Origin of the sequence: Devosia pacifica (assembly GCF_014652635.1) — a bacterium.
GTDB lineage: Bacteria > Pseudomonadota > Alphaproteobacteria > Rhizobiales > Devosiaceae > Devosia > Devosia pacifica.
Genome location: NZ_BMZE01000005.1, coordinates 91,606 through 110,529 on the forward strand (window position 1 = coordinate 91,606; position 18,924 = coordinate 110,529).

Below are 18,924 nucleotides of genomic sequence, written 5' to 3' on the forward strand. Positions count from 1 at the left end.
ACGGGTTTGTCATTGTCAGGCCAACCGGGGCTGACTACTGTTCGACCGAATTCCGGTACCGGAAGGCGAGGTATTCGCGACGATGACGCAACGCTATGATCCCTATCAGCTGTCGAGCCCGACCGTCTATCTGATCAAGATGGTGATATTTCTGGTGCTCGTCGCGCTGGTTGCGGCGATCCTGTTTACCACACTCGTCACCTTCTTCTGGGCCAATGCGTTCATCAACTCGCTGATCCTGTTTACGCTTGCGGTCGGCATATTCCTCAGCTTTCGGCAGGTCATGCGCCTGTTTCCGGAGGTCAAATGGGTCAACTCCCTGCAGGATGGTGAACTGACCGGAGTGCGCCCGCCGGTGCTGCTGGCGCCCGTGGCGGGACTGTTGCGTGAGCGGATCGGCGAGACGGTGATCACCCCGTCTGCCATGCGCTCGATCCTCGATTCCGTGGGCAACCGGCTCGATGAAGCAAAAGACACCTCGCGCTATCTCACGGGGCTTCTGGTTTTCCTTGGCCTTCTCGGAACGTTCTTCGGCCTTTTGCAGACAGTCTCGTCGGTTGCAGGCGTGATCAACGCTCTCGATGTGACGACCGGTGATAGCGCCAGCCTCTTCTCAAATCTGAGGGATGGCCTGTCCGCCCCGCTCGGCGGCATGGCGACAGCCTTTTCCTCGTCGCTGCTGGGCCTTTCGGGATCGCTCATCCTTGGTTTTCTCGATCTTCAGACCAGCCAGGCACAGAACGCCTTTTATACCGATCTCGAGGACTGGATGACTTCGATGACGGAACTCGATCATCCCGTCACCTCGATGCAGGCCACAGGGCTTGGAGTTTCGGGCAACGAGATCCAGGCAATGCTGGAGCAACTCGGCACGACGATGCAGTCGTCGAACTCCTCCCAGAATGCCATTCGCGCCATGGCCGAACTGGCGCGCGGCATCGATAGCCTAGTCAAACACATCCGCACCGAGCAGGAAGATTTGCGCCACTATATCGACGAGCAAAGCGAGACCAACCGGCGACTGCGGGAGCTGATCGAGGCGATGCTGACCGAGAACGAGCAAGACAGGCGGGATAGCTAGCAATGGCTCTTGCGCGCGCTCGCCGTCGCGATCAGCCGAACTATTGGCCGGGATTTGTTGATGCCCTGTCGAGCCTTCTGCTCGTCATCATCTTCATGCTCAGCCTGTTCATCCTCACTCAGTTTTTCCTGGGCCAGGAGATTCAGGGTCGCGATACTGCCCTGCAACGGCTGAACAGCCAGATCGCCGAGTTGACCGAGCTGCTGCAGCTTGAGCGTGCAAATTCCGACGATCTTGAGACCACCATCGCAACGCTGCAGGCGACCCTTTCAAGCGCTGAAACCGAGCGCGACCAGCTCGAGGACAACCTCGCTGGCATGGGGACCGGCCTTGAGGGCCGAGACGAAACGATCTCAAACCTGAGGACTGAGCTCGCCGATGCCCAGGAAGAGTCCGACGAGGCCAATGCCGCCGTTGCTCTCCTCAACCAGCAACTTGCGGCGCTTCGCTCGCAGCTCGGCGCCCTCGAGGCAGCGCTTGAGGCCTCTGAGCAGCGCGATGCTGAAAACCGGACGGAGATTGCCGATCTTGGCCGGCGGCTGAACCTTGCCCTCGCGCAGCGCGTCCAAGACCTGAACCGCTATCGCTCGGACTTCTTCGGTCGCCTGCGCGAAGTGCTCGAAGGCCGGGCGGATGTTCGCGTGGTCGGCGATCGCTTTGTCTTCCAGTCCGAAGTTCTTTTCGATGCGGGGGAAGCGGATATTTCCGATTCCGGCATTGGGGAGCTTGATGCTCTGGCGGACGCCATCCTGCAATTGCAGGAGGAGATTCCCGACGACATCAACTGGGTATTGCGGATCGATGGGCATACTGACAGCCGCCCCATCTCCAGCGTGCGGTTCCCGTCCAACTGGGAACTTTCGGCTGCACGCGCGATCTCGGTCGCGAAATACCTGGTAGACCAGGGCGTACCGCCGGCGCGGCTCGTCGCCGCCGGTTTCGGCGAGTTCAATCCGCTGGACCCAGCCGAAACCGAAGAAGCCTATCGCCGCAACCGGCGCATCGAGTTCAAGCTCACCGAAGGCTGATCACAGCAGGCTAACTGGCGATATCGTCGAGCCGGAACTGCAACCGCGCCAGTTCGGCATAACGACCGCCTTTCGTCACCAACTCGTCATGCGTTCCGTGGTCAACGATCTCGCCGTGATCGAGCACGAGAATGCGATCGGCATCGCGGATTGTTGCCAGCCTGTGCGCGATGACGAGGGTGGTTCGTCCTTCGCGCAAATTGTCGAGTGCGATCTGCACCAGCTGTTCGCTCTGGGCATCGAGAGCACTGGTCGCCTCGTCGAGCAGCAGGATCGGCGCATCCTTGAGAATGGCGCGTGCGATCGCGAGACGCTGCTTCTGCCCACCGGACAGCATTACGCCGCGCTCCCCGACAACCGTGTCGTATCCCGCCCTCAGTTCGGAAACGAACTCGTCGACCAATGCCGCCTTTGCCGCGCCTCGCACTTGCTCGTCGCTGGCATCGGGTCGTCCGAACCGGATATTCTCCGCGATCGTTCCGGCAAAGATCGTCGGCTCCTGCTCGACATAGGCAAAGCGACGCCGCAGCGCTTGCGGGTCGAGTTCGCGCACATCGATCTCATCGACTTTCACGGCACCGCTCTGCACATCATAAAAGCGCTGAAGCAAAGCAAGGATAGTCGATTTGCCAGAGCCCGATGCCCCCACCAGGGCAACAGTCTCGCCCGGTGCGATTGAGAAGCTCATATCGCGCAGCACCCGCTCTTCAGCGCCCGCACCATAGGCAAAGTTCACGGATTCGAACGCCACCTTTCCGAGAGGTGGTTCGGGCAGCGCCTTCGGGTTTTCGGCAATCTTGATGTCCGGCTGGGTCTCAAGGATTTCGATCAGCCGCTCGGTAGCCCCTGCAACGGTCTGCAAAGTCCCCATGACTTCCGAAAAGTTGGTCAGCGCTCCTGAGGCCATAAGCGCGTAAATCAGGAACTGCGCCAGCTGGCCGGCTGTTACCGAACCATCGAAAACTGAACGGGCACCCCACCACACCATCAGAACGATCGCTGTGGTCGCAAGGAAGATCACAAGTGCAACAAGGGCAGAGCGCGCGAACAGGCGGGTGACTTCCGCCGTGAAGCTGGTTTCCGTACGGTCGGCATAAATCCGCGCCTGCTCGTCTTCCTGTGTGAACGACTTTACCGTCCGGTTCGCCGAAAGCATCTCGGTCGCCATAGCCGAAAGGTCAGCCAGCGCATCCTGGGTGCGACGCGACATCCGACGCAATCGGCGTGAGTACGTGATCACGGGCAGAACGATCGCGGGTCCCGCGACAGCGGCAGCGAGCGTCAGCGTCGGACTCGTCAGCAGCATCATGATCAGCGCGCCGATGATGGTCACCAAAGACCGCAAGGCCAGCGACGCGCTTGAGCCGACGGCGGAGCGGATGACCGCGACATCACCATTGAGCCGAGACGTCAGCTCGCCCACCCGGTGCCTGTCGAAAAACCCCACATCGAGAGACAACAGATGAACAAAGACTGCCTGACGCAGATCAGCCAGAACGCGTTCACCGATCACGGAGATGAAATAGAACCGTGCACCGCTGGCAACAGCCATGATCACCGCGATGCCGACAATCAGCCAGCCATAGGCGGCAACCTGGTCGAGGTTGCGCTCGAGAAACCCATCATCGATCACGCCGCCGAGCGCCGCTGGGATCGACAGCGAAGAGATCGCCGACACCAGAAGGAAAAGTATCGTTAGGCTCAGCCTTACCGGGTAGCGAAGGACAAACGGCAGGATCCGCTTGATAGGCTGCAATTTGCGAACTGGTGCCTCGGCACCGCGGACGACTTTCTCCGCGGTGGCGCGAGCCGTAGCGGCTGGATCTGTCATGATGCGACTGCCATTGATTGTGCCGCCCTTGTGTAGAAGGTTGTCCCCTGGCCTGCAACCGCACCCGGTGCGACCAATGGGCCGGCACTTGCGGAACCGCGCGGCTTTCTGTAGAACGCGCGCCAACACCTTTTCTGCAGGCTTTCCGGGCGCCACGGCGCCCGTTTGATTTGAGGCGCCGCCATGAAGACCGACACCCATCCGGATTACCACACCATCAATGTCGTCATGACCGATGGCACCACCTACCAAACCCGCTCCACCTATGGCAGCGAGGGCGATACGCTGCAGCTGGATATCGACCCCAAGACCCATCCGGCCTGGACCGGCGGCTCGGGCCAGCTGATGGACCGCGGCGGCCGTGTTTCGCGCTTCAAGGAGCGCTTCAAGGGCCTCGGCATCTGAGCCGCGAACAAGCGCGATAGTCTTTCAAGGCCCGGCCCAGTGCCGGGCCTTTTCGTATCTGGAGACGGTGAATGCGCTTTTTGCTTTTCTTCGCAGCCGCCGGACTCGAAATCGGTGGCTGCTACCTGGTGTGGCTGGCGCTGCGCCAGCAGCTTTACTGGCTCTTGCTGCCGGCAGCGGCCGCCCTGCTCGCCTTCGGTCTGGCACTTGCGCTCGCCGGCACCGAGAGCGCCGGGCGTGCTTTCGCCGCCTATGGCGGCATCTATATCGGGGCCTCGATCGCTTTCATGGCCGGCGTCGAGCGCATCCGGCCCGAGACCAGCGATCTGGTCGGCGCAGGCCTATGCCTTGTCGGCGCGGCGATCATTTATTTTTCGCCGCGCATCGCCTGAGGTTTAACCGGCTCGCCCAAAGGCGGCCTTGAGCCGGTTGAACTGATCTGCAATGGAATTGGCTGTATCCGGATCCATTTCCGGCACGCTGCCGCGGTCGAGCTTGTCGAACTGCATCACCCGCGCAAACAGGCGGTCCCCGTGTTCGATATATTGCCGCAGGCGCTCCGGCAGGTCTTCATAGCCGGGGCCGCCGCGCTGGGAAGGCGTTGCCGAGAACTTGACCTTCTCTTTTTCCGCACGGGCATTCTCAGGCGTAATCTCGCCCTCGTTTACCGCGCGCTGCAACAGCATCCACGACGCCAGCTGCATAAGACGCGTCGTCAGCCGCATCGATTCGGTTGCGTAAAGAAACGAGGCCTCGCGAGACAGCGCACTGCTTTCCTCACGGCCATCCCCGTCAAGATAGGCAGCGACATCCTCGATCAGCGCCATACCTTCGCGATAAAGCCGGTCAAAGCCACCGGACGCGATAATCCGTGGACCAATCGCCACCGTTGCATCGTTTTCGCTTGCGTCTGCCACGAACGCTCCGCTGCTTGTCTTCCTGATACGCCAATCTAGCGCCACTGACGAGAAACGTCACCAGCTTGCCGCAAAGAGTCCCAAGACAGATTTAACGCCGCCGGGACCTGTAACGATTCCAGGACCGCAAAAAGAAAAAGAGCCGCGATGAACGGCTCTCGAAAGTTTACAGGGAGGCGTCAAACAGAGGGAGAAACCACTCTGACAACATTCAGAAAACTCTGAATAAGCTCAACTTAACCAAGATTCATTAATGCCTGGTTAAGATAAACAAGCTGCTAGAATTTGAAGACGTTGTCTGCGGCAGTGCGCGTCTCACCCTTGGCATCGATAGCCTTGCGCAACCGGTCGATCTCCTGTTCGAGAATGACGATGCGCTGCTGCAATTCCTCGACTGAAAGAACATCGAGCGGCATGCCGACTTCATGCAGTGCCGACTTGCGGGGGGTGTCATCTTCGAACATGGTCCAGATCTCCTGTCGCGTCTTGTAACCCGCCAATATGGTCGCCACGCTACGCTGGGGCAACCAGCCTCGGATCACACATTAAGCAAGGAGTGAACGTGTCTTCACCCACCGAGATGATGGCAGTCGAAATCCGCAATCCGGGTGGCCCTGAGGCATTGGCGCACACAGGTGTTCCCGTGCCCTCTCCCGGTAATGGCGAGGTGCTGATCCGCGTGGCCGCCGCCGGAGTGAACGGGCCGGATCTTGCGCAACGCCGCGGCCTTTACGCCCCCCCGCCTGGCGCTTCGCCGCTACCGGGCCTCGAGGTCGCCGGAGAGGTCGTGGCAATCGGTCCGGGTGCCGATGATTGGCGTCAGGGCCACCGGGTGATGGCACTGACCAATGGTGGCGGATACGCCGAATACGTTGCCGTGCCGCAAGGCCAGGTTCTTCCGGCTCCCGCTGGCTGGACTCTCCAACAGGCCGCCGCCGTGCCTGAAACCTATTTCACCATCGTCCAAACCCTGGTGATCCGGGCCGGGCTCGCCCCGGACATGACGGTGCTGATCGAAGGCGCTGCCGGTGGGCTCGGCGGCGCGGCAGTCGTCATCGCCCGTACCCTTGGCGCCACGCCGATAGCAGTCGTTTCCTCTCCGGCGAAGGCTGAGTATGCCCTCAGCCTGGGTGCTGCTCATGCCATTGATCGCTCGTTGGAAGACGTGGGCGAGCGCACCCTTGCACTGACCGATGGCCGTGGCGCGGACCGCATCGTGCACGTATCCGGGGCCGCAGGCCTGGCCGCCTGCATGAAGGCGGCGGCGCGGGGCGCGCATATTCTGGAACTGGCGACGCTTGGCGGGGCGAAGGCGGAAATCAACCTCGCAGAGATCCTTTCCCGGCAGCTGACCATCTCCGGCTCGACCCTGCGGCCGCAGACGAGCGACACGAAGGCCGCGATCGCCAGAACCATCGCCGACAAGATCGCTCCTGCCATGGCAAATCCGGGCTTTCCGCGACCAGCCCTTCGCCCCTTCCCGCTTGCAGACGCTTCGCAAGCGCATGCCGCGATGGAAAGTGATCAGCACTACGGCAAGATCGTTCTGATCACGGACTGGGGACGAACACAGTCGCACTGAGGAATATATTTGCGCTAAGAGCGCGCAATCCATATATTGGGAGCATTCCCCTCAGCACATGTCAAAGAGGCGGAGCGAGTCGGAGGAAAACCGGTCGCGCCCCCAGGAGAGATTCATCATGGCTGCACAACTTCTTATGCCGAAGGCGACAGCGGTCTGGCTCGTGGACAACACCGCTCTGAGCTTCGACCAGATTGCCGCCTTCTGCACCCTGCATCCGCTCGAAGTGCAAGGCATTGCCGATGGCGACGTCGCAAACGGCATCATGGGTGCCAACCCGCTGCAGAACGGTCAGTTGACGCGCGAGGAAATCCAGAAGGGCGAAGCCAACCCGGCATACCGCCTGCGGATGTCCGAGCCCAAGGTCCGCGTTGCTGCATCGAAGCGCAAAGGCCCGCGCTACACCCCGATCTCGCGTCGCAATGAGCGCCCCAACGCCATCAAGTGGCTGGTGCGCAATCATCCCGAGCTCAAGGACGCGCAGATCATGCGGCTCGTCGGCACCACCAAATCGACGATTGAATCGGTGCGCGACAATACCCACTGGAACGCCTCCAACCTGACTGCGATGGATCCGGTGACCCTTGGGCTGTGCAGCCAGATCGAGCTGGATCTCGAGGTCAAGCGCGCCTCGAAGGGCGCCCCGATGCCGGAAGAGTTGAACGAAGGCACGACGCTTCTGACGGCCGAGGAGGCGCTTGCGCGCGCCGGGCGGTCGGGCGAAGCAGCCGAAGGTCAGCACAACGATGACAGTGAGCAGCGTCAGCCTTCCCACGAGTCTTACGATGCCGAGTCGGTTTTTTCGAAGCTCAAGTCGCTGCGCACGCAGGACGAGGAATAACCAGAACATTCAGCGCGCAGGAGGCGCACAGTGGAAAGCAACCTCCTGCTCGCTATTTTCGGGCTCTTGGCCGCCAGTATCGTCTTCGTGGCCATCGCCAAGGCTCTGGGCCTCAGCACCGTACTGGGCTACCTCGCTGCCGGCGTTCTGATCGGCCCTTTCGGTCTCGGACTTGTCAGCGATGCCGAGACTATCCTGCACGTCGCCGAATTCGGTGTCGTGATGATGCTGTTCCTGATCGGGCTTGAGCTGCAGCCGCGCGAATTATGGCGAATGCGCCATCGATTGATCGGCCTCGGCGTCACCCAGGTAGCGCTGACCAGCCTGCTGCTGACCGGGCTTCTTCTTGTCCTTGGGTTCAACTGGGTCACTGCAACTGTAGTCGGTCTCGCCCTTTCCCTGTCCTCGACCGCCATCGCCATGCAAACGGTGGAACAGCGCGCGATCACACGCTCTGAAACCGGCCGGACCGGTCTTGCCATCCTGCTGGTTCAGGATGTGGCAGTCATCCCGATTCTTGCCGCGGTTCCCCTTCTTGCCGGCATGATGTACGCGCATCCCGCCTCACTGACGCAGGAGATTACCGAGGCAGCGGAGGCAATCGAAAACACGCGCGATATCGTCACGCCACTGCTGATCGTTGGTGCCTTCGCCGGGGCGATCTTCGCCGGACGCTTCCTCGTCCGCCCAACGCTTCATCTTGTTGCGCGCACCCGCGTGCGTGAGGCATTTACCGCGATGGGTCTGGCGCTTGTCGTAGGTGCGGCGCTTATCACTCAGCTCTTCGGACTCAGCCCCGCCCTTGGGGCGTTTATCGGTGGGGTCCTGCTCGCCGACAGCGAATACAGCCACGAATTGCACAGCATCCTCGAACCATTCAAGGGCCTGCTGCTCGGGCTGTTCTTTACCTCGGTGGGTATGTCCATCAGCTTTGATGTACTGCTCGAGCAACCGCTTCGCCTGGGCGCGCTGGTGCTGGCGCTGGTCGGCGTCAAGATCGTGGTACTATTCGCGCTGACCAGCATCTTCAGGATGCATCTGGCAGACAAGCTGCTGGTCGCGGTGCTCCTCAGCCAGGCTGGCGAATTCGCGTTCGTGATCCTGCAGCTCGGCCTCGGCAGCGGCGCTATCTTCCAGCAGGACTATGATTTTTTGACAGCCACCGTCGCGATTTCGATGGCGACGACGCCACTGTTGCTTTTCGCCTTTGATCGCCTGATCGCACCGCGCCTCGACACGCGAAAAATCGTCGAAGACAGCCCGGAAATCCCCGACCGTCAGCGCATAGTCGTGCTCGGCTATGGCCGGTTCGGCCAGATCGTCACGCGCATGCTGCGCGCGCAAGGGTTTGAAATGACCCTGATCGACGATGATCCGGTGCAGATCGAGTTGATGCGCCGCTACGGAGTGAAGGTCTTTTACGGTGATGCTTCCCGGCTCGAACTGCTGCATGCCGCACACGTGGAGCAGGCGCAGATCGTCGTGATTGCGGTGGCGAACGGGCCGCGGATCGTCGAGATCGCCCGCCAGATCAGGAAACACTTTCCGCACGTCAAGATTGCCGCCCGCGCTGAAGATCGTGAGCATGCCCATCAGTTGATGGAAATGGGGGTCGAGGCGTTCGAGCGTGAACTGTTCCTGTCAGCGGTCAGCCTTGGCGCGCAGGCGCTCGAGCAGTTGGGCTACACAAAGGAGCAGGCGAAAAAACTCGCCGAGGCCTTCGAGCAGCACGACCGGCAATTGCTCTCCGATGCCTTCGAATTGCGCCACGACGCGGCTGCCTCCGCTGGACTCTACCGCCGGCGCGCGATGGAATTGCTGGATCGCGCTATCGAAGCCGACATACCGGACATTGACAAACGCCCCTCGGACAAGTCCGAATAGCGCATTCTCTCCTTCGGACTGTTTTTCATGCACGATCTGCTTTTCTGGGCCATCGCTGTGGCGACGGTGATCATTGTCGGCCTGTCGAAATCCGGGCTGCTCGGCAGCCTGGGCATGGTCGGCGTGCCGTTGCTATCGCTGGTCATGCCCGCACGAGACGCTGCCGGTATGATGTTGCCGGTGCTGCTGTGCATGGATGCGATCGCGGTCTGGAGTTACAGGCGAGAGGTAAACTGGCAGATCATCCGCATTATGCTGCCGGGCGCGGCGATCGGAATTCTCGTCGCCTGGGTACTGTGGTCAGCGATCAGTGATGACATGGTGCTGCTGTTCGTCGGCATCATCACCCTGTTGTTCATCCTCGATGCCATTTTGCCGCTGCGCAAGCAGCTGATCGATGCGCCACCATCGCGTCCCTGGGGCGTGTTCTGGGGCGGATTTGCCGGCTTCACCAGCTTCGTTAGCCATACCGGCGGCCCGCCATTCCAGATCTACGTTTTGCCGCGCCGTCTGTTGCCGCCGATCTATGCCGGCACCACCGCGTACTTCTTCGCCATCGTGAACACGGCCAAGCTGCCGCCATACTATTTCCTTGGCCAGCTCAACCCGGCCAATCTTGCCCTTTCGGCGGCCTTGGCGCCTGTCGGCATCGTTTCGGTCATTGCCGGGGTCTATCTTGTGCGGCGGATCTCGGCCGCCTTCTTTTACAGGATCGCCTACTGGCTGGTTTTCCTTTTGGCTCTCAAGCTTATCTGGGACGGCGCCACCGGACTATGGGCATAAAAAAAGGCCGCGACTGGCGTGTCGTGGCCTTCCTGCTAGCTGGGCGCGGTTCAGATCACGCCGCGCCGCTTCTCGCTCGAGTCAATTCGTCCTTCACCACGAGCTTCTTTCGCTTGAGCGTTGAGATCAGCATGGGATCTTGCATACGCCGGCCCGATTCAGCCTGGATTTTTTCATCCAGCTCACGGTGACGCCGCTCAAGTGCGGAGATGTGGCCCTCGGTCGTCATGGCAACTCCTTTCAGCAGGAAACACGAACAGCGTCACAAAAAATTCGTACGCTGTCGACTGCAATCGGAGCGCACGTGCAAAATCGGATGCAAAACCCGAAATGATCGGTTAACGAGAAGAGCAACGCATAGGGCAAAGGCACGCCGGATGACGCTGTCACTCACAAAGGATCAGGAGGCGAGGCTGGGCCTCGAACTGGCCGCAAAACGCCAGGAACACTCGGATCTCGACGCTGCCATCACGACGCTGACAGAGGCCCGCCTGGCAGACAGGATGCTGCTTCAACGGCTGAAGAAGCGCAAACTGGCGCTCAAGGATCGCATCGTCCAGCTCGAGCGCATTCTGCTTCCGGACATCATCGCCTGAGGCCCCCGCCAGCTTGAGTTGTGGCAGGACTTGGGCTAAACGCGCCCTTTGACGGCGCGCTGAGGGGAATCAGTCATGCTCGCGACACCGCTCGTCGCTTTGGTGATGGGAAGCCAGTCCGATTGGCCGACCATGCGTCACGCCGCCGATACGCTGGACGCGCTCAAGATCGAGTATGAAGCACGTATCGTTTCCGCACACCGCACACCGCATCGCCTCGTCGACTTCTCAACGAACGCGCGGGAAGACGGTTTTCGCGTCATCATTGCAGGTGCCGGCGGCGCGGCGCATCTGCCGGGCATGATCGCGGCAATGACGCCCTTGCCCGTGTTCGGCGTGCCGGTGGAATCGAAGGCCCTGTCCGGCCATGACAGCCTTCTCTCGATCGTTCAGATGCCCGGCGGCGTCCCGGTCGGCACGCTTGCTATCGGCAAACCCGGTGCAATCAATGCCGCGCTTCTTGCCGCTTCTGTCCTGGCCCTCGGTGACGAGGAACTGGCAGACCGCCTCGACGCCTACCGCACCGCACAAACCGAAGCGGTCCCACGCTATCCCTCCGACGACCAACACTGAAAAGCACCGTGACAGATCTTTCTCCCCTGCCTCAGGGCTCTACCATCGGCATCCTCGGTGGCGGTCAACTTGGACGCATGCTCGCACTGGCAGCGGCACGGCTTGGCATGAAGACCCACATCTTTTGCCCGGACCCGCAAAGTCCGGCGTTCGATGTAACGCCCTATCGCACAGTGGCCGAATACACTGATCAGGATGCGCTAGCTGCCTTTGCCGATGCGGTCGACGTCGTCACTTACGAATTTGAGAACGTACCGGTAGAGACCGCCGAATTCATCGCCTCACGCTGCCCCTTGCGGCCGGGTACGCGCGCTCTGGCCGTCGCGCAGGACCGCTTGGCAGAGAAGACGTTCCTGAGTGAGCACAATATTCCGATCACACCGTATCGGGCGGTTCACACGGAAGCCGATCTCGACCGTGCGGGAACAGAACTCGGATTCCCCGGCGTTCTCAAGACCACGCGCCTCGGCTATGACGGCAAAGGGCAGCGCACCGTTTCGTCACCGGAAGACGCGCGCTCTGCCTTCGCAGACCTTGAGCCAAAACCTCTCGTCTTCGAAGGCTTCGTCAGCTTCGACAAGGAAATCTCGGTGGTCGGCGCGCGCGACGCTTCCGGCCGTGTGCGCTGTTTCGAGCCGGCAGAGAATCTGCACCAGAATCACATCCTCAAGACCAGCACGGTGCCAGCCGGCATCTCCCCTGCGCTCGCCAAACATGCCGTGATGGCGACCACCGCCATTCTCGTGGCGCTGGACTATGTGGGGGTCATCGGCGTCGAATTCTTCGTGGCGAGTCGCGACGGTCGACCTGCCCTGCTGGTGAACGAGATCGCGCCCCGCGTTCACAACTCAGGCCATTGGACCGAAGCCGTGTGCATCACCGACCAGTTCGAGCAGCACATCAGGGCCATATGCGGCTGGCCGCTGGGCGACACGACACGCCTCGCCGACGTGGTGATGGAGAACCTGCTGGGCGAGGAAATCCATAGACTCGAAGAGCATTTGCCGGCGACGCGCGTTCATTCCTACGGCAAGCGTGAGGCGCGCTTTGGCCGCAAGATGGGGCATATCAATCGCGTTATTAAAAACGGGCAACGAAATGATTAGTCATGCCGTTGAGGTGTGGACAAGCCGTGGCCTTTTGGGTATACACCGCGCCACGGTGACTGGCTGAGCCGGTCGGCGACGAAGTTTATTTTGCTTTGGCGCCATGCTTCAGGAACATATGACAAGTTTTGAAAGGGCGGTTGACCTTTGCAAGTAGTCGTTCGCGATAACAACGTTGACCAGGCGCTTCGTGCGCTCAAGAAAAAGCTTCAGCGCGAAGGTGTCTTCCGCGAGATGAAGCTTCGCAACTACTACGAGAAGCCTTCTGAGAAGAAGGCACGTCAGAAGGCCGAGGCTGTGCGCCGCGCCCGCAAGCTGGCACGCAAGCGCGCCCAGCGCGAAGGTCTGGTGACGACACGGGGTCGTCGCTGATCCAGCCCAACGGAACTGTTTGAAAAAAAGCCGCTTTCGGGCGGCTTTTTTGTTGCCTCAGTACCGGGCGAAGAATTCGCGGGCCTGCTCCCAAAGCCCGACATCCCACAATCCCGAATGGTCGGCGCCCTCGGCGATCCAGAGCTCATCCGGGTTCGGCGCCAGGTCGTATAACCGCCGGCCGTTTGATACGTCGATGGTCGTGTCCGCTGTACCGTGCGCGACCAGGACCGGCTCCTCGACATCGCTGATCCACTGGTTCGATGGAAACTGATCCTGCATCAGCCAATGGACCGGCAGAAAGGGATATCGCTCCGCTGCGACCTGCACTGCCGAGAGGAACGGCGTCTCAAGCAGCAGCGCCTCTGCATCGCGCAGGCTGGCTACATAGGTGGCGGGACCGGTGCCTAGTGAGCGTCCCCAGATCATCAGGTCACTGCCGCCCTGCTCCCTTGCCCAATCGAACACCTCAACGGAGTCAGACAGGATCGCGTCTTCGCTGATGGCACCGGGAGAGAGTGGAAAGCCTCGATAATCGAACGCGACGAAGCCGTACCCTTCGTCAAGCCAAGCAGCGAAGCGTTCATGCTCGGCGGAAAAGCTGCCGTAATTGCCTTTGTAATAGACAATCACTGGCATTCCCGACTGTGGCGGCGCGTACCAGCCATTAACGACCTCGCCATCCCCCACCTGGATGCGGATGGTTTGCGCCCGCGCCAGCGAAAGCTCTTCAAGCGGCGTGATCTCGCCATTCGGGAAGTACTGCAGATCCCGCTGCAAGGCATAGACTGCCACTAGCACGCCCAAATAGGCGATAACGAGAAAAACAACGACTGCGACGGCGATGCGCTTCAGAATCTTCACGCCCGCTCCACATCAGGGTCGTCTTCGGCGAGGGTACGCTCAATCGCCTCAATGAACACATCCTCAGGCTGAGCGCCGGACAGGGCGTATTTCTGGTTGAACACGAAAAACGGAACGCCTCTTATGCCCTGGGCGGCGGCGGCATTCGCGAGACGTTCCGTTTCCACCAGTTGCACCGGATCATTGATCGCGTCCATAGCTTCACCGCGATCGAACCCATGTCTCTCGGCGAGATCGGCCAGGACATTGTCGTCGTTGATCTGCAGATGATCCAGAAAGTACGCTTCGGCTATAGCGTTGGCTAACGGGTGCTGTGTGCCATAAGGCAAAGCAAGGCGCGTGAGTGTGTGAGCCTTAGCAGTCGGATAGCGGCGCGGCTGTGCACTCAGATCAAGCACAATGCCGGATTTGGCTGCCTCCTGCTCCACTCTCTCATACAATTCGCGCGGATCGCGTCCGTACTTGGCGCGCAGCACTTCGTCATTGTCGACGCCCTCCTCGGGAGTCGTCGGGTCAAGATAGAACGGGTGGTTCAGGATCGTCACATCGATGCCTTGAGGCAGACGGTCGACAGCCTTGTCGAGTCGGACAGAGCCCACAAGGCACCAAGGGCAAACGACATCGGTAAACACGTCAATTTTCAGATGACTGGGCATCTCATATCCTTTGTCAGATGCCCAAGAAATGGCGTGTGACGTCGGCCAAGACAAGCCCTGCTATGGCTTATGGCCCCTTGCTAGTCGAGATCCTTCGACGGCATGGCCGCCTCTGCCTGAGTGACGCCGAATGGCGGTGTCCAGCCCATCGACATGATAACAATGCCCAGCATGCCCGGCAGCAGCAGCGCAAGAATGGAGGGAGACATTGCGACCGCCGCACCCTTATGGACCTCGGCGACGCGGGAAATTGTACCGAGTGCGAGCAGACCCAACAGGAATGCTGCGAGCGTGCTCCAGAAAAGATCAAAGCCCAGTGTGATGAACGGAAAAGCAATGCCGGCGGCGCTGAGAATGAACAGCCAGTCAGCGGCGGTGCGGCCAGCCCGGCCGAACTCCAACATCGCACCACGCACAAGACCCCAATTGGTCAAAGCCACAACCCATGCAACCGTGGCGATCCATCCCGACACACCAAGCTGCGATGCAATCTTGGCTGCGGGCATTTCGAAACCGGCAAGCGCGACAGCGCCATTGAGCAACACAAAGACAGCGCCCGGAACCACGGCATTGAGCGCAAGCGTTGCCCCGTGAAAATGAAACTGCGGGCGAACGGCAGCTACTTTGCCTGGGCCGATTTGATCTGTCGTATCTAGGAGCGTCATCTTTACGATCCGGCGATTGAGATGCCGAAGAAATGCAGCGCTGGCAAAGAGCGTTCCGTAAAGGTCAACACGAGCCCGTGACGCCAAGCCGATGACAATGACTGTGGAGCGGCATCACGATCTCGATCAAACCGCTGAATTTTCTGGGATTTTGCCGCTTCCCGGGATTGCCCGCCGAGGTGCGTTTTCAGCGCTTAATCACCGAAAATGTGATCGAGAGTCCGGCAATGGCGGACCGTGAGGGAGCGCTTCCCACCCGCGATACAAGCTCTTGCCAAGTAGGTGACTAGTGCCCGAATGCCTTGACGATGTCGTCAGTCATCTTCTTGGCGTCCCCGAAGAGCATCATCGTGTTATCGCGGAAGAACAACTCGTTCTGAACACCGGCATAACCTGCCGACATGCCGCGTTTGACGAAAAGCACGGTGCCTGCATCCTCGACATTGAGCACGGGCATGCCGTAAATCGGCGAGGCCTTGTCGGTCTTGGCAGCAGGATTGGTCACGTCGTTGGCGCCAATCACGTAAACGACGTCGGTCTGGGAGAACTCGGAATTGATGTCTTCGAGCTCGAACACCTCGTCATAGGGCACCTGCGCTTCGGCCAGAAGCACGTTCATGTGGCCGGGCATGCGGCCCGCCACCGGGTGGATGGCATAGCGAACGTCGATCCCTTCGGCTTTGAGAACATCGGCCATCTCGCGCACTGCGTGCTGCGCCTGCGCCACCGCCATGCCGTAGCCGGGCACGATAATGACCTTGCTGGAATTCTTCATCAGGAACGCCGCATCGTCGGCCGCGCCCTGCTTGACCGGACGATCATCTTCCACGCCCGCGCCGCCTGCTGCTTCGTCACCGCCAAACCCGCCAAGGATCACGGATATGAAGCTGCGGTTCATCGCCTTGCACATGATGTAGCTGAGGATCGCCCCCGAGGAGCCGACCAGTGCGCCAGTGATGATGAGGGCGGTGTTGCCCAGCGTAAAGCCGATGCCCGCAGCGGCCCATCCGGAATAGGAATTGAGCATCGATACGACGACCGGCATATCGGCGCCACCGATCGGAATGATCATCAGACCGCCCAGGACCAGCGCCAGTATCGTAATCAGCCAGAAAGCCACTGGACTGGCCGTGAACGCGAAGATAGCGATCAGGACAAGGATCGCGCCGCCGATGCCGAGATGGATCTGATGCCGTGATGGCAGAATGATCGGCTTGCCAGACATTCGCCCGTCAAGCTTGAGGAAGGCGATAACCGAGCCGGTAAAGGTAAAGGCGCCAATGGCGACGCCGATCGACATCTCGATAAGCGCCTGTGCGTGTATGTGCCCAGCCGTCGCGATGCCAAACGCGTCAGGCGCATAGAGCGCTGCAGCGGCGACGAAGACCGCAGCCAACCCGACCAGAGAGTGAAACGCCGCAACGAGCTGCGGCATCTGCGTCATCTTCACGTTGCGCGCGATGAACGCGCCGATGCCGCCGCCGACCGCAAGTCCGGCGATGATCAGCAGCCAGCTTGAAAAATCGCGGGGTGCGGCGACGGCGAGCGTCGTCACTACCGCTATACCCATACCGATCATGGCGAACAGATTGCCCTGCCGCGCCGAGGCGGGGCTGGACAGCCCGCGCAGCGCCAGAATGAACAAGACGCCCGAGATAAGATAGAACAGCGCGGCGATATTGGCTGAAATCATCGCCTCAACCCTTTCGCCGATACATCGACAGCATGCGCTGCGTCACAAGGAATCCGCCGAATATGTTCACGCTCGCAAGGACCAGCGCGATGAAACCGAACACTTTCGAGGCCCAATTGCCGTCTGCGGCAAGATGGACACCCACCGCCAGCAGCGCGCCAACGACGATGACAGAGGAAATCGCGTTGGTCACACTCATCAGTGGCGTGTGAAGCGCCGGTGTGACCGACCAGACCACGTAGTAGCCGACAAAAATGGCAAGCACGAATATTGCCAGCCGGAAGATGAACGGATCGATCGCCCCGCCGCTGACGACATGCGCCGCTGCGGCCGCCACATCGGCTCCTTGTTCTGCAGTACTGTCCATCCTATTCGCCTTTCTCCGGCGCATCCGGTGTGGTGTCGGCGGGTTGCGAGGCTTTTGAGCCAGGCTTGTCCGTAGCCTTGCGCGACTTGCCTGCCGCCGCGCCGGCAGGTTTGCGCGCGCGCGTTGTCGCGCTTTTTCCAGTTCCTGATTTGCTGGCAGCACCTGTCTTGGCCGGTGCCCGTTTGGCTCTAGCGCCGGATTTGGGTTTGGTAGCCGCCGACGCAGGTTTTGTAGCGATCCGGCCTGTCGCCCCGGCCTTCACCGGCTCGTCCGCGGGCGTTGCCACCGTCTTGTCTTCGTCGACATGCGCGTGCGCCTCGGCAGCCGCAGCGATGCCGGGATGTACGATCGCGCCCTCCCGTGTGATCAGCGTCGCCTTGATCAGCTCGTCGTCCCAGTCGAGCTTTAGCTCGCGCTCGGCCTTGTCCAACATCGGCTCCAGAAACGCGATGAGATTGCGCGCATAGAGCTGGCTGGCCGTTGCGGGGATGCGCCCCTGCATATTGGTGAAGCCGATGATCTTGACCCCGTTATGCTCGATCATGGCGCCAGGCTTCGTCATCTCGACATTGCCGCCGCGCTCGGCTGCCAGATCGACGATCACCGACCCTTCTGACATGCTCTCGACGACGTCTCGGTCAATCAACCGCGGTGCTGCCCTGCCTGGAATCAGCGCCGTGGTGATGACGATGTCTTGCTTGGCAATGTGCTGGGCGGTCAGTTCGGCCTGCTTGTCGCGATACTCAGCCGACATCTCCTTGGCATAACCACCGGCGGTCTCGGCCTGGCGGAACTCGTCATCCTCGACCGCGATGAACTTGGCGCCGAGCGATTCCACCTGCTCTTTGGCAGCCGGTCGCACATCGGTTGCGGAAACCACCGCGCCCAGCCGGCGCGCCGTTGCAATCGCTTGCAGCCCCGCAACGCCGGCGCCCATGACAAAGACCTTGGCCGGGCGCACCGTGCCTGCCGCCGTCATCATCATCGGCATCGCCCGTCCGAACACGGAAGTTGCCTCAATGACTGACTGGTAGCCGGCCAGGTTGGCCTGGCTCGACAGGATGTCCATTGTCTGGGCGCGCGTGATCCGCGGCAGCAGTTCGAGACTGAACGCAACAACTCCGGCCCTGGCAATCGCTGCAATCTCGCCCTCGTTTCCGAAGGGATCCAGCGCGCCGATCAGCAGCGCACCCGAGCGGACACTGCGAAGCTGGCTTGGCGCTGGTCGCCGCACACACAAAACCACTTCGGCATTTGCCAAAGTGGTGCGCGCATCGCGACCAATACTTGCTCCTGCCGCCTCGTAGGCCGAATCGGGATAACGCGAAGCAGCGCCGGCTCCGGCTTCAATCGCAATTTCGAACCCGAGCGCCGACAGCTTGCCCGCGGTCTCAGGCGTTGCGGCCACGCGCGTTTCGCCTTCGGCCCGCTCCCGCAAAATCGCGATCTTCATGAAACCTCCTGCCCGCCTACCGGAGGCAGGCGGAGTATCGCCTGGCTAATGACCGATCAGGGCTGAACCACGAAGTAAAGGATCAGAACCAGAACCGCTGTGGAAATGACCGACCACTTCAATACGCTCAGAAACAGCTGGTAGGAGCGTTCGTGCTCCTGGTAGTCCATCGCCGTTTCGTGGCTCTCGGGTGTGGTCTGCGGGGAATTCTTCGCCATCGTTTCCTC

Annotated in this window: 23 protein-coding genes; 12 read left to right on the plus strand and 11 right to left on the minus strand. The window is 60.7% G+C overall.

Annotation, left to right across the window (positions count from 1 at the left end):
- Window positions 1-82 precede the first annotated feature (82 nt).
- Window positions 83-1,081 carry a flagellar motor protein MotA gene (locus IE127_RS18815; protein WP_189427339.1) on the plus strand — a complete coding sequence of 333 codons (999 nt, stop codon included), beginning with the start codon at window positions 83-85 and terminating at the stop codon, window positions 1,079-1,081.
- Window positions 1,082-1,083: 2 nt separating this feature from the next.
- Window positions 1,084-2,109, plus strand: coding sequence for a peptidoglycan -binding protein (locus IE127_RS18820; RefSeq protein WP_189427340.1), 1,026 nt, complete (start codon window positions 1,084-1,086; stop codon window positions 2,107-2,109).
- Between the two features lie 10 nt (window positions 2,110-2,119).
- Here the strand turns inward: IE127_RS18820 and IE127_RS18825 are convergent, their stop codons facing one another.
- Window positions 2,120-3,940 carry an ABC transporter transmembrane domain-containing protein gene (locus IE127_RS18825; protein WP_189427341.1) on the minus strand — a complete coding sequence of 607 codons (1,821 nt, stop codon included), beginning with the start codon at window positions 3,938-3,940 and terminating at the stop codon, window positions 2,120-2,122.
- A gap of 183 nt (window positions 3,941-4,123) precedes the next feature.
- Between IE127_RS18825 and rpmE the strand changes: the two genes are divergently transcribed.
- Together rpmE and IE127_RS18835 are read left to right on the plus strand one after the other, a co-directional pair.
- The gene (gene rpmE / locus IE127_RS18830) at window positions 4,124-4,345 is read left to right on the plus strand and encodes a 50S ribosomal protein L31 (protein WP_189427342.1); all 222 of its coding nucleotides are present in this window, start codon (window positions 4,124-4,126) and stop codon (window positions 4,343-4,345) included.
- Between the two features lie 71 nt (window positions 4,346-4,416).
- Window positions 4,417-4,737 (plus strand): YnfA family protein, encoded by a 321-nt coding sequence (locus tag IE127_RS18835; RefSeq protein WP_189427343.1) that lies wholly within the window; start codon window positions 4,417-4,419, stop codon window positions 4,735-4,737.
- Between the two features lie 3 nt (window positions 4,738-4,740).
- Here the strand turns inward: IE127_RS18835 and rcdA are convergent, their stop codons facing one another.
- Entirely contained in the window at window positions 4,741-5,262 is a 522-nt protein-coding gene (rcdA, locus tag IE127_RS18840) for a protease adaptor protein RcdA (RefSeq protein WP_244640353.1), read from the minus strand.
- A 278-nt stretch (window positions 5,263-5,540) separates the two neighbouring features.
- Window positions 5,541-5,726 (minus strand): DUF1192 domain-containing protein, encoded by a 186-nt coding sequence (locus IE127_RS18845; protein ID WP_189427344.1) that lies wholly within the window; start codon window positions 5,724-5,726, stop codon window positions 5,541-5,543.
- 98 nt (window positions 5,727-5,824) lie between these two features.
- Between IE127_RS18845 and IE127_RS18850 the strand changes: the two genes are divergently transcribed.
- The 4 genes from IE127_RS18850 (at window position 5,825) to IE127_RS18865 (ending at window position 10,352) form a co-directional block, all read left to right on the plus strand.
- On the plus strand, window positions 5,825-6,844 hold the full coding sequence (locus IE127_RS18850; protein WP_244640354.1) for an NAD(P)H-quinone oxidoreductase: 1,020 nt from the start codon (window positions 5,825-5,827) through the stop codon (window positions 6,842-6,844).
- A gap of 118 nt (window positions 6,845-6,962) precedes the next feature.
- Entirely contained in the window at window positions 6,963-7,685 is a 723-nt protein-coding gene (locus IE127_RS18855) for a DUF1013 domain-containing protein (RefSeq protein ID WP_189427345.1), read from the plus strand.
- Window positions 7,686-7,715: 30 nt separating this feature from the next.
- Window positions 7,716-9,569 carry a monovalent cation:proton antiporter-2 (CPA2) family protein gene (locus tag IE127_RS18860; protein ID WP_189427346.1) on the plus strand — a complete coding sequence of 618 codons (1,854 nt, stop codon included), beginning with the start codon at window positions 7,716-7,718 and terminating at the stop codon, window positions 9,567-9,569.
- 27 nt (window positions 9,570-9,596) lie between these two features.
- Complete coding sequence (locus IE127_RS18865; RefSeq protein WP_189427347.1) at window positions 9,597-10,352, plus strand: sulfite exporter TauE/SafE family protein; 756 nt, start codon at window positions 9,597-9,599, stop codon at window positions 10,350-10,352.
- A gap of 55 nt (window positions 10,353-10,407) precedes the next feature.
- Here IE127_RS18865 and IE127_RS18870 read toward each other — a convergent pair whose 3' ends face one another.
- Window positions 10,408-10,581, minus strand: a complete 174-nt coding sequence (locus IE127_RS18870) for a YdcH family protein (protein WP_189427348.1) — start codon at window positions 10,579-10,581, stop codon at window positions 10,408-10,410.
- Window positions 10,582-10,729: 148 nt separating this feature from the next.
- On the opposite strand from IE127_RS18870, the gene IE127_RS18875 reads away from it, so the two are divergent.
- The 4 genes from IE127_RS18875 (at window position 10,730) to rpsU (ending at window position 12,999) form a co-directional block, all read left to right on the plus strand.
- Window positions 10,730-10,948, plus strand: a complete 219-nt coding sequence (locus tag IE127_RS18875) for a YdcH family protein (protein WP_189427349.1) — start codon at window positions 10,730-10,732, stop codon at window positions 10,946-10,948.
- 75 nt (window positions 10,949-11,023) lie between these two features.
- Entirely contained in the window at window positions 11,024-11,521 is a 498-nt protein-coding gene (gene purE / locus IE127_RS18880; RefSeq protein WP_189427350.1) for a 5-(carboxyamino)imidazole ribonucleotide mutase, read from the plus strand.
- Window positions 11,522-11,529: 8 nt separating this feature from the next.
- Entirely contained in the window at window positions 11,530-12,627 is a 1,098-nt protein-coding gene (locus tag IE127_RS18885) for a 5-(carboxyamino)imidazole ribonucleotide synthase (protein ID WP_189427351.1), read from the plus strand.
- Window positions 12,628-12,774: 147 nt separating this feature from the next.
- Window positions 12,775-12,999: a 30S ribosomal protein S21 gene (gene rpsU, locus IE127_RS18890; protein ID WP_189427352.1), complete on the plus strand. Its 225-nt coding sequence runs from the start codon at window positions 12,775-12,777 to the stop codon at window positions 12,997-12,999.
- A 57-nt stretch (window positions 13,000-13,056) separates the two neighbouring features.
- Here the strand turns inward: rpsU and IE127_RS18895 are convergent, their stop codons facing one another.
- The 7 genes from IE127_RS18895 to IE127_RS18925 all read right to left on the minus strand — a co-directional run bounded on the left by IE127_RS18895 (window position 13,057) and on the right by IE127_RS18925 (window position 18,915).
- Window positions 13,057-13,863 (minus strand): alpha/beta hydrolase, encoded by an 807-nt coding sequence (locus tag IE127_RS18895; protein ID WP_189427353.1) that lies wholly within the window; start codon window positions 13,861-13,863, stop codon window positions 13,057-13,059.
- Window positions 13,860-14,519 carry a DsbA family oxidoreductase gene (locus tag IE127_RS18900; protein ID WP_189427354.1) on the minus strand — a complete coding sequence of 220 codons (660 nt, stop codon included), beginning with the start codon at window positions 14,517-14,519 and terminating at the stop codon, window positions 13,860-13,862. Before IE127_RS18900 ends, IE127_RS18895 begins: the two co-directional genes overlap by 4 nt.
- An 80-nt stretch (window positions 14,520-14,599) precedes the next feature.
- Window positions 14,600-15,184, minus strand: coding sequence for a hypothetical protein (locus IE127_RS18905; RefSeq protein WP_189427355.1), 585 nt, complete (start codon window positions 15,182-15,184; stop codon window positions 14,600-14,602).
- Between the two features lie 286 nt (window positions 15,185-15,470).
- The gene (locus IE127_RS18910; protein ID WP_189427377.1) at window positions 15,471-16,874 is read right to left on the minus strand and encodes an NAD(P)(+) transhydrogenase (Re/Si-specific) subunit beta; all 1,404 of its coding nucleotides are present in this window, start codon (window positions 16,872-16,874) and stop codon (window positions 15,471-15,473) included.
- A gap of 7 nt (window positions 16,875-16,881) precedes the next feature.
- A complete protein-coding gene (locus IE127_RS18915) occupies window positions 16,882-17,268 on the minus strand; it encodes a proton-translocating transhydrogenase family protein (RefSeq protein ID WP_189427356.1) in 387 nt (128 codons plus the stop codon).
- Complete coding sequence (locus IE127_RS18920) at window positions 17,246-18,697, minus strand: Re/Si-specific NAD(P)(+) transhydrogenase subunit alpha (RefSeq protein WP_189427357.1); 1,452 nt, start codon at window positions 18,695-18,697, stop codon at window positions 17,246-17,248. The genes IE127_RS18915 and IE127_RS18920 overlap by 23 nt, the downstream gene beginning before the upstream one ends.
- A 56-nt stretch (window positions 18,698-18,753) precedes the next feature.
- Window positions 18,754-18,915: an aa3-type cytochrome c oxidase subunit IV gene (locus IE127_RS18925; protein ID WP_189427358.1), complete on the minus strand. Its 162-nt coding sequence runs from the start codon at window positions 18,913-18,915 to the stop codon at window positions 18,754-18,756.
- Between the last annotated feature and the right edge of the window lie 9 nt (window positions 18,916-18,924).

What these genes read in the sequence shown, in the direction of transcription:
- IE127_RS18815 (WP_189427339.1), top strand. Translation starts at nt 83, where the DNA reads ATGACGCAACGCTATGATCCCTATCAGCTGTCGAGCCCGACCGTCTAT.
- IE127_RS18820 (WP_189427340.1), top strand. Translation starts at nt 1,084, where the DNA reads ATGGCTCTTGCGCGCGCTCGCCGTCGCGATCAGCCGAACTATTGGCCG.
- IE127_RS18825 (WP_189427341.1), bottom strand. Translation starts at nt 3,940, where the DNA reads ATGACAGATCCAGCCGCTACGGCTCGCGCCACCGCGGAGAAAGTCGTC.
- rpmE (WP_189427342.1), top strand. Translation starts at nt 4,124, where the DNA reads ATGAAGACCGACACCCATCCGGATTACCACACCATCAATGTCGTCATG.
- IE127_RS18835 (WP_189427343.1), top strand. Translation starts at nt 4,417, where the DNA reads ATGCGCTTTTTGCTTTTCTTCGCAGCCGCCGGACTCGAAATCGGTGGC.
- IE127_RS18845 (WP_189427344.1), bottom strand. Translation starts at nt 5,726, where the DNA reads ATGTTCGAAGATGACACCCCCCGCAAGTCGGCACTGCATGAAGTCGGC.
- IE127_RS18855 (WP_189427345.1), top strand. Translation starts at nt 6,963, where the DNA reads ATGGCTGCACAACTTCTTATGCCGAAGGCGACAGCGGTCTGGCTCGTG.
- IE127_RS18865 (WP_189427347.1), top strand. Translation starts at nt 9,597, where the DNA reads ATGCACGATCTGCTTTTCTGGGCCATCGCTGTGGCGACGGTGATCATT.
- IE127_RS18870 (WP_189427348.1), bottom strand. Translation starts at nt 10,581, where the DNA reads ATGACGACCGAGGGCCACATCTCCGCACTTGAGCGGCGTCACCGTGAG.
- IE127_RS18875 (WP_189427349.1), top strand. Translation starts at nt 10,730, where the DNA reads ATGACGCTGTCACTCACAAAGGATCAGGAGGCGAGGCTGGGCCTCGAA.
- purE (WP_189427350.1), top strand. Translation starts at nt 11,024, where the DNA reads ATGCTCGCGACACCGCTCGTCGCTTTGGTGATGGGAAGCCAGTCCGAT.
- IE127_RS18900 (WP_189427354.1), bottom strand. Translation starts at nt 14,519, where the DNA reads ATGCCCAGTCATCTGAAAATTGACGTGTTTACCGATGTCGTTTGCCCT.
- IE127_RS18905 (WP_189427355.1), bottom strand. Translation starts at nt 15,184, where the DNA reads ATGACGCTCCTAGATACGACAGATCAAATCGGCCCAGGCAAAGTAGCT.
- IE127_RS18915 (WP_189427356.1), bottom strand. Translation starts at nt 17,268, where the DNA reads ATGCGCCGGAGAAAGGCGAATAGGATGGACAGTACTGCAGAACAAGGA.
- IE127_RS18920 (WP_189427357.1), bottom strand. Translation starts at nt 18,697, where the DNA reads ATGAAGATCGCGATTTTGCGGGAGCGGGCCGAAGGCGAAACGCGCGTG.
- IE127_RS18925 (WP_189427358.1), bottom strand. Translation starts at nt 18,915, where the DNA reads ATGGCGAAGAATTCCCCGCAGACCACACCCGAGAGCCACGAAACGGCG.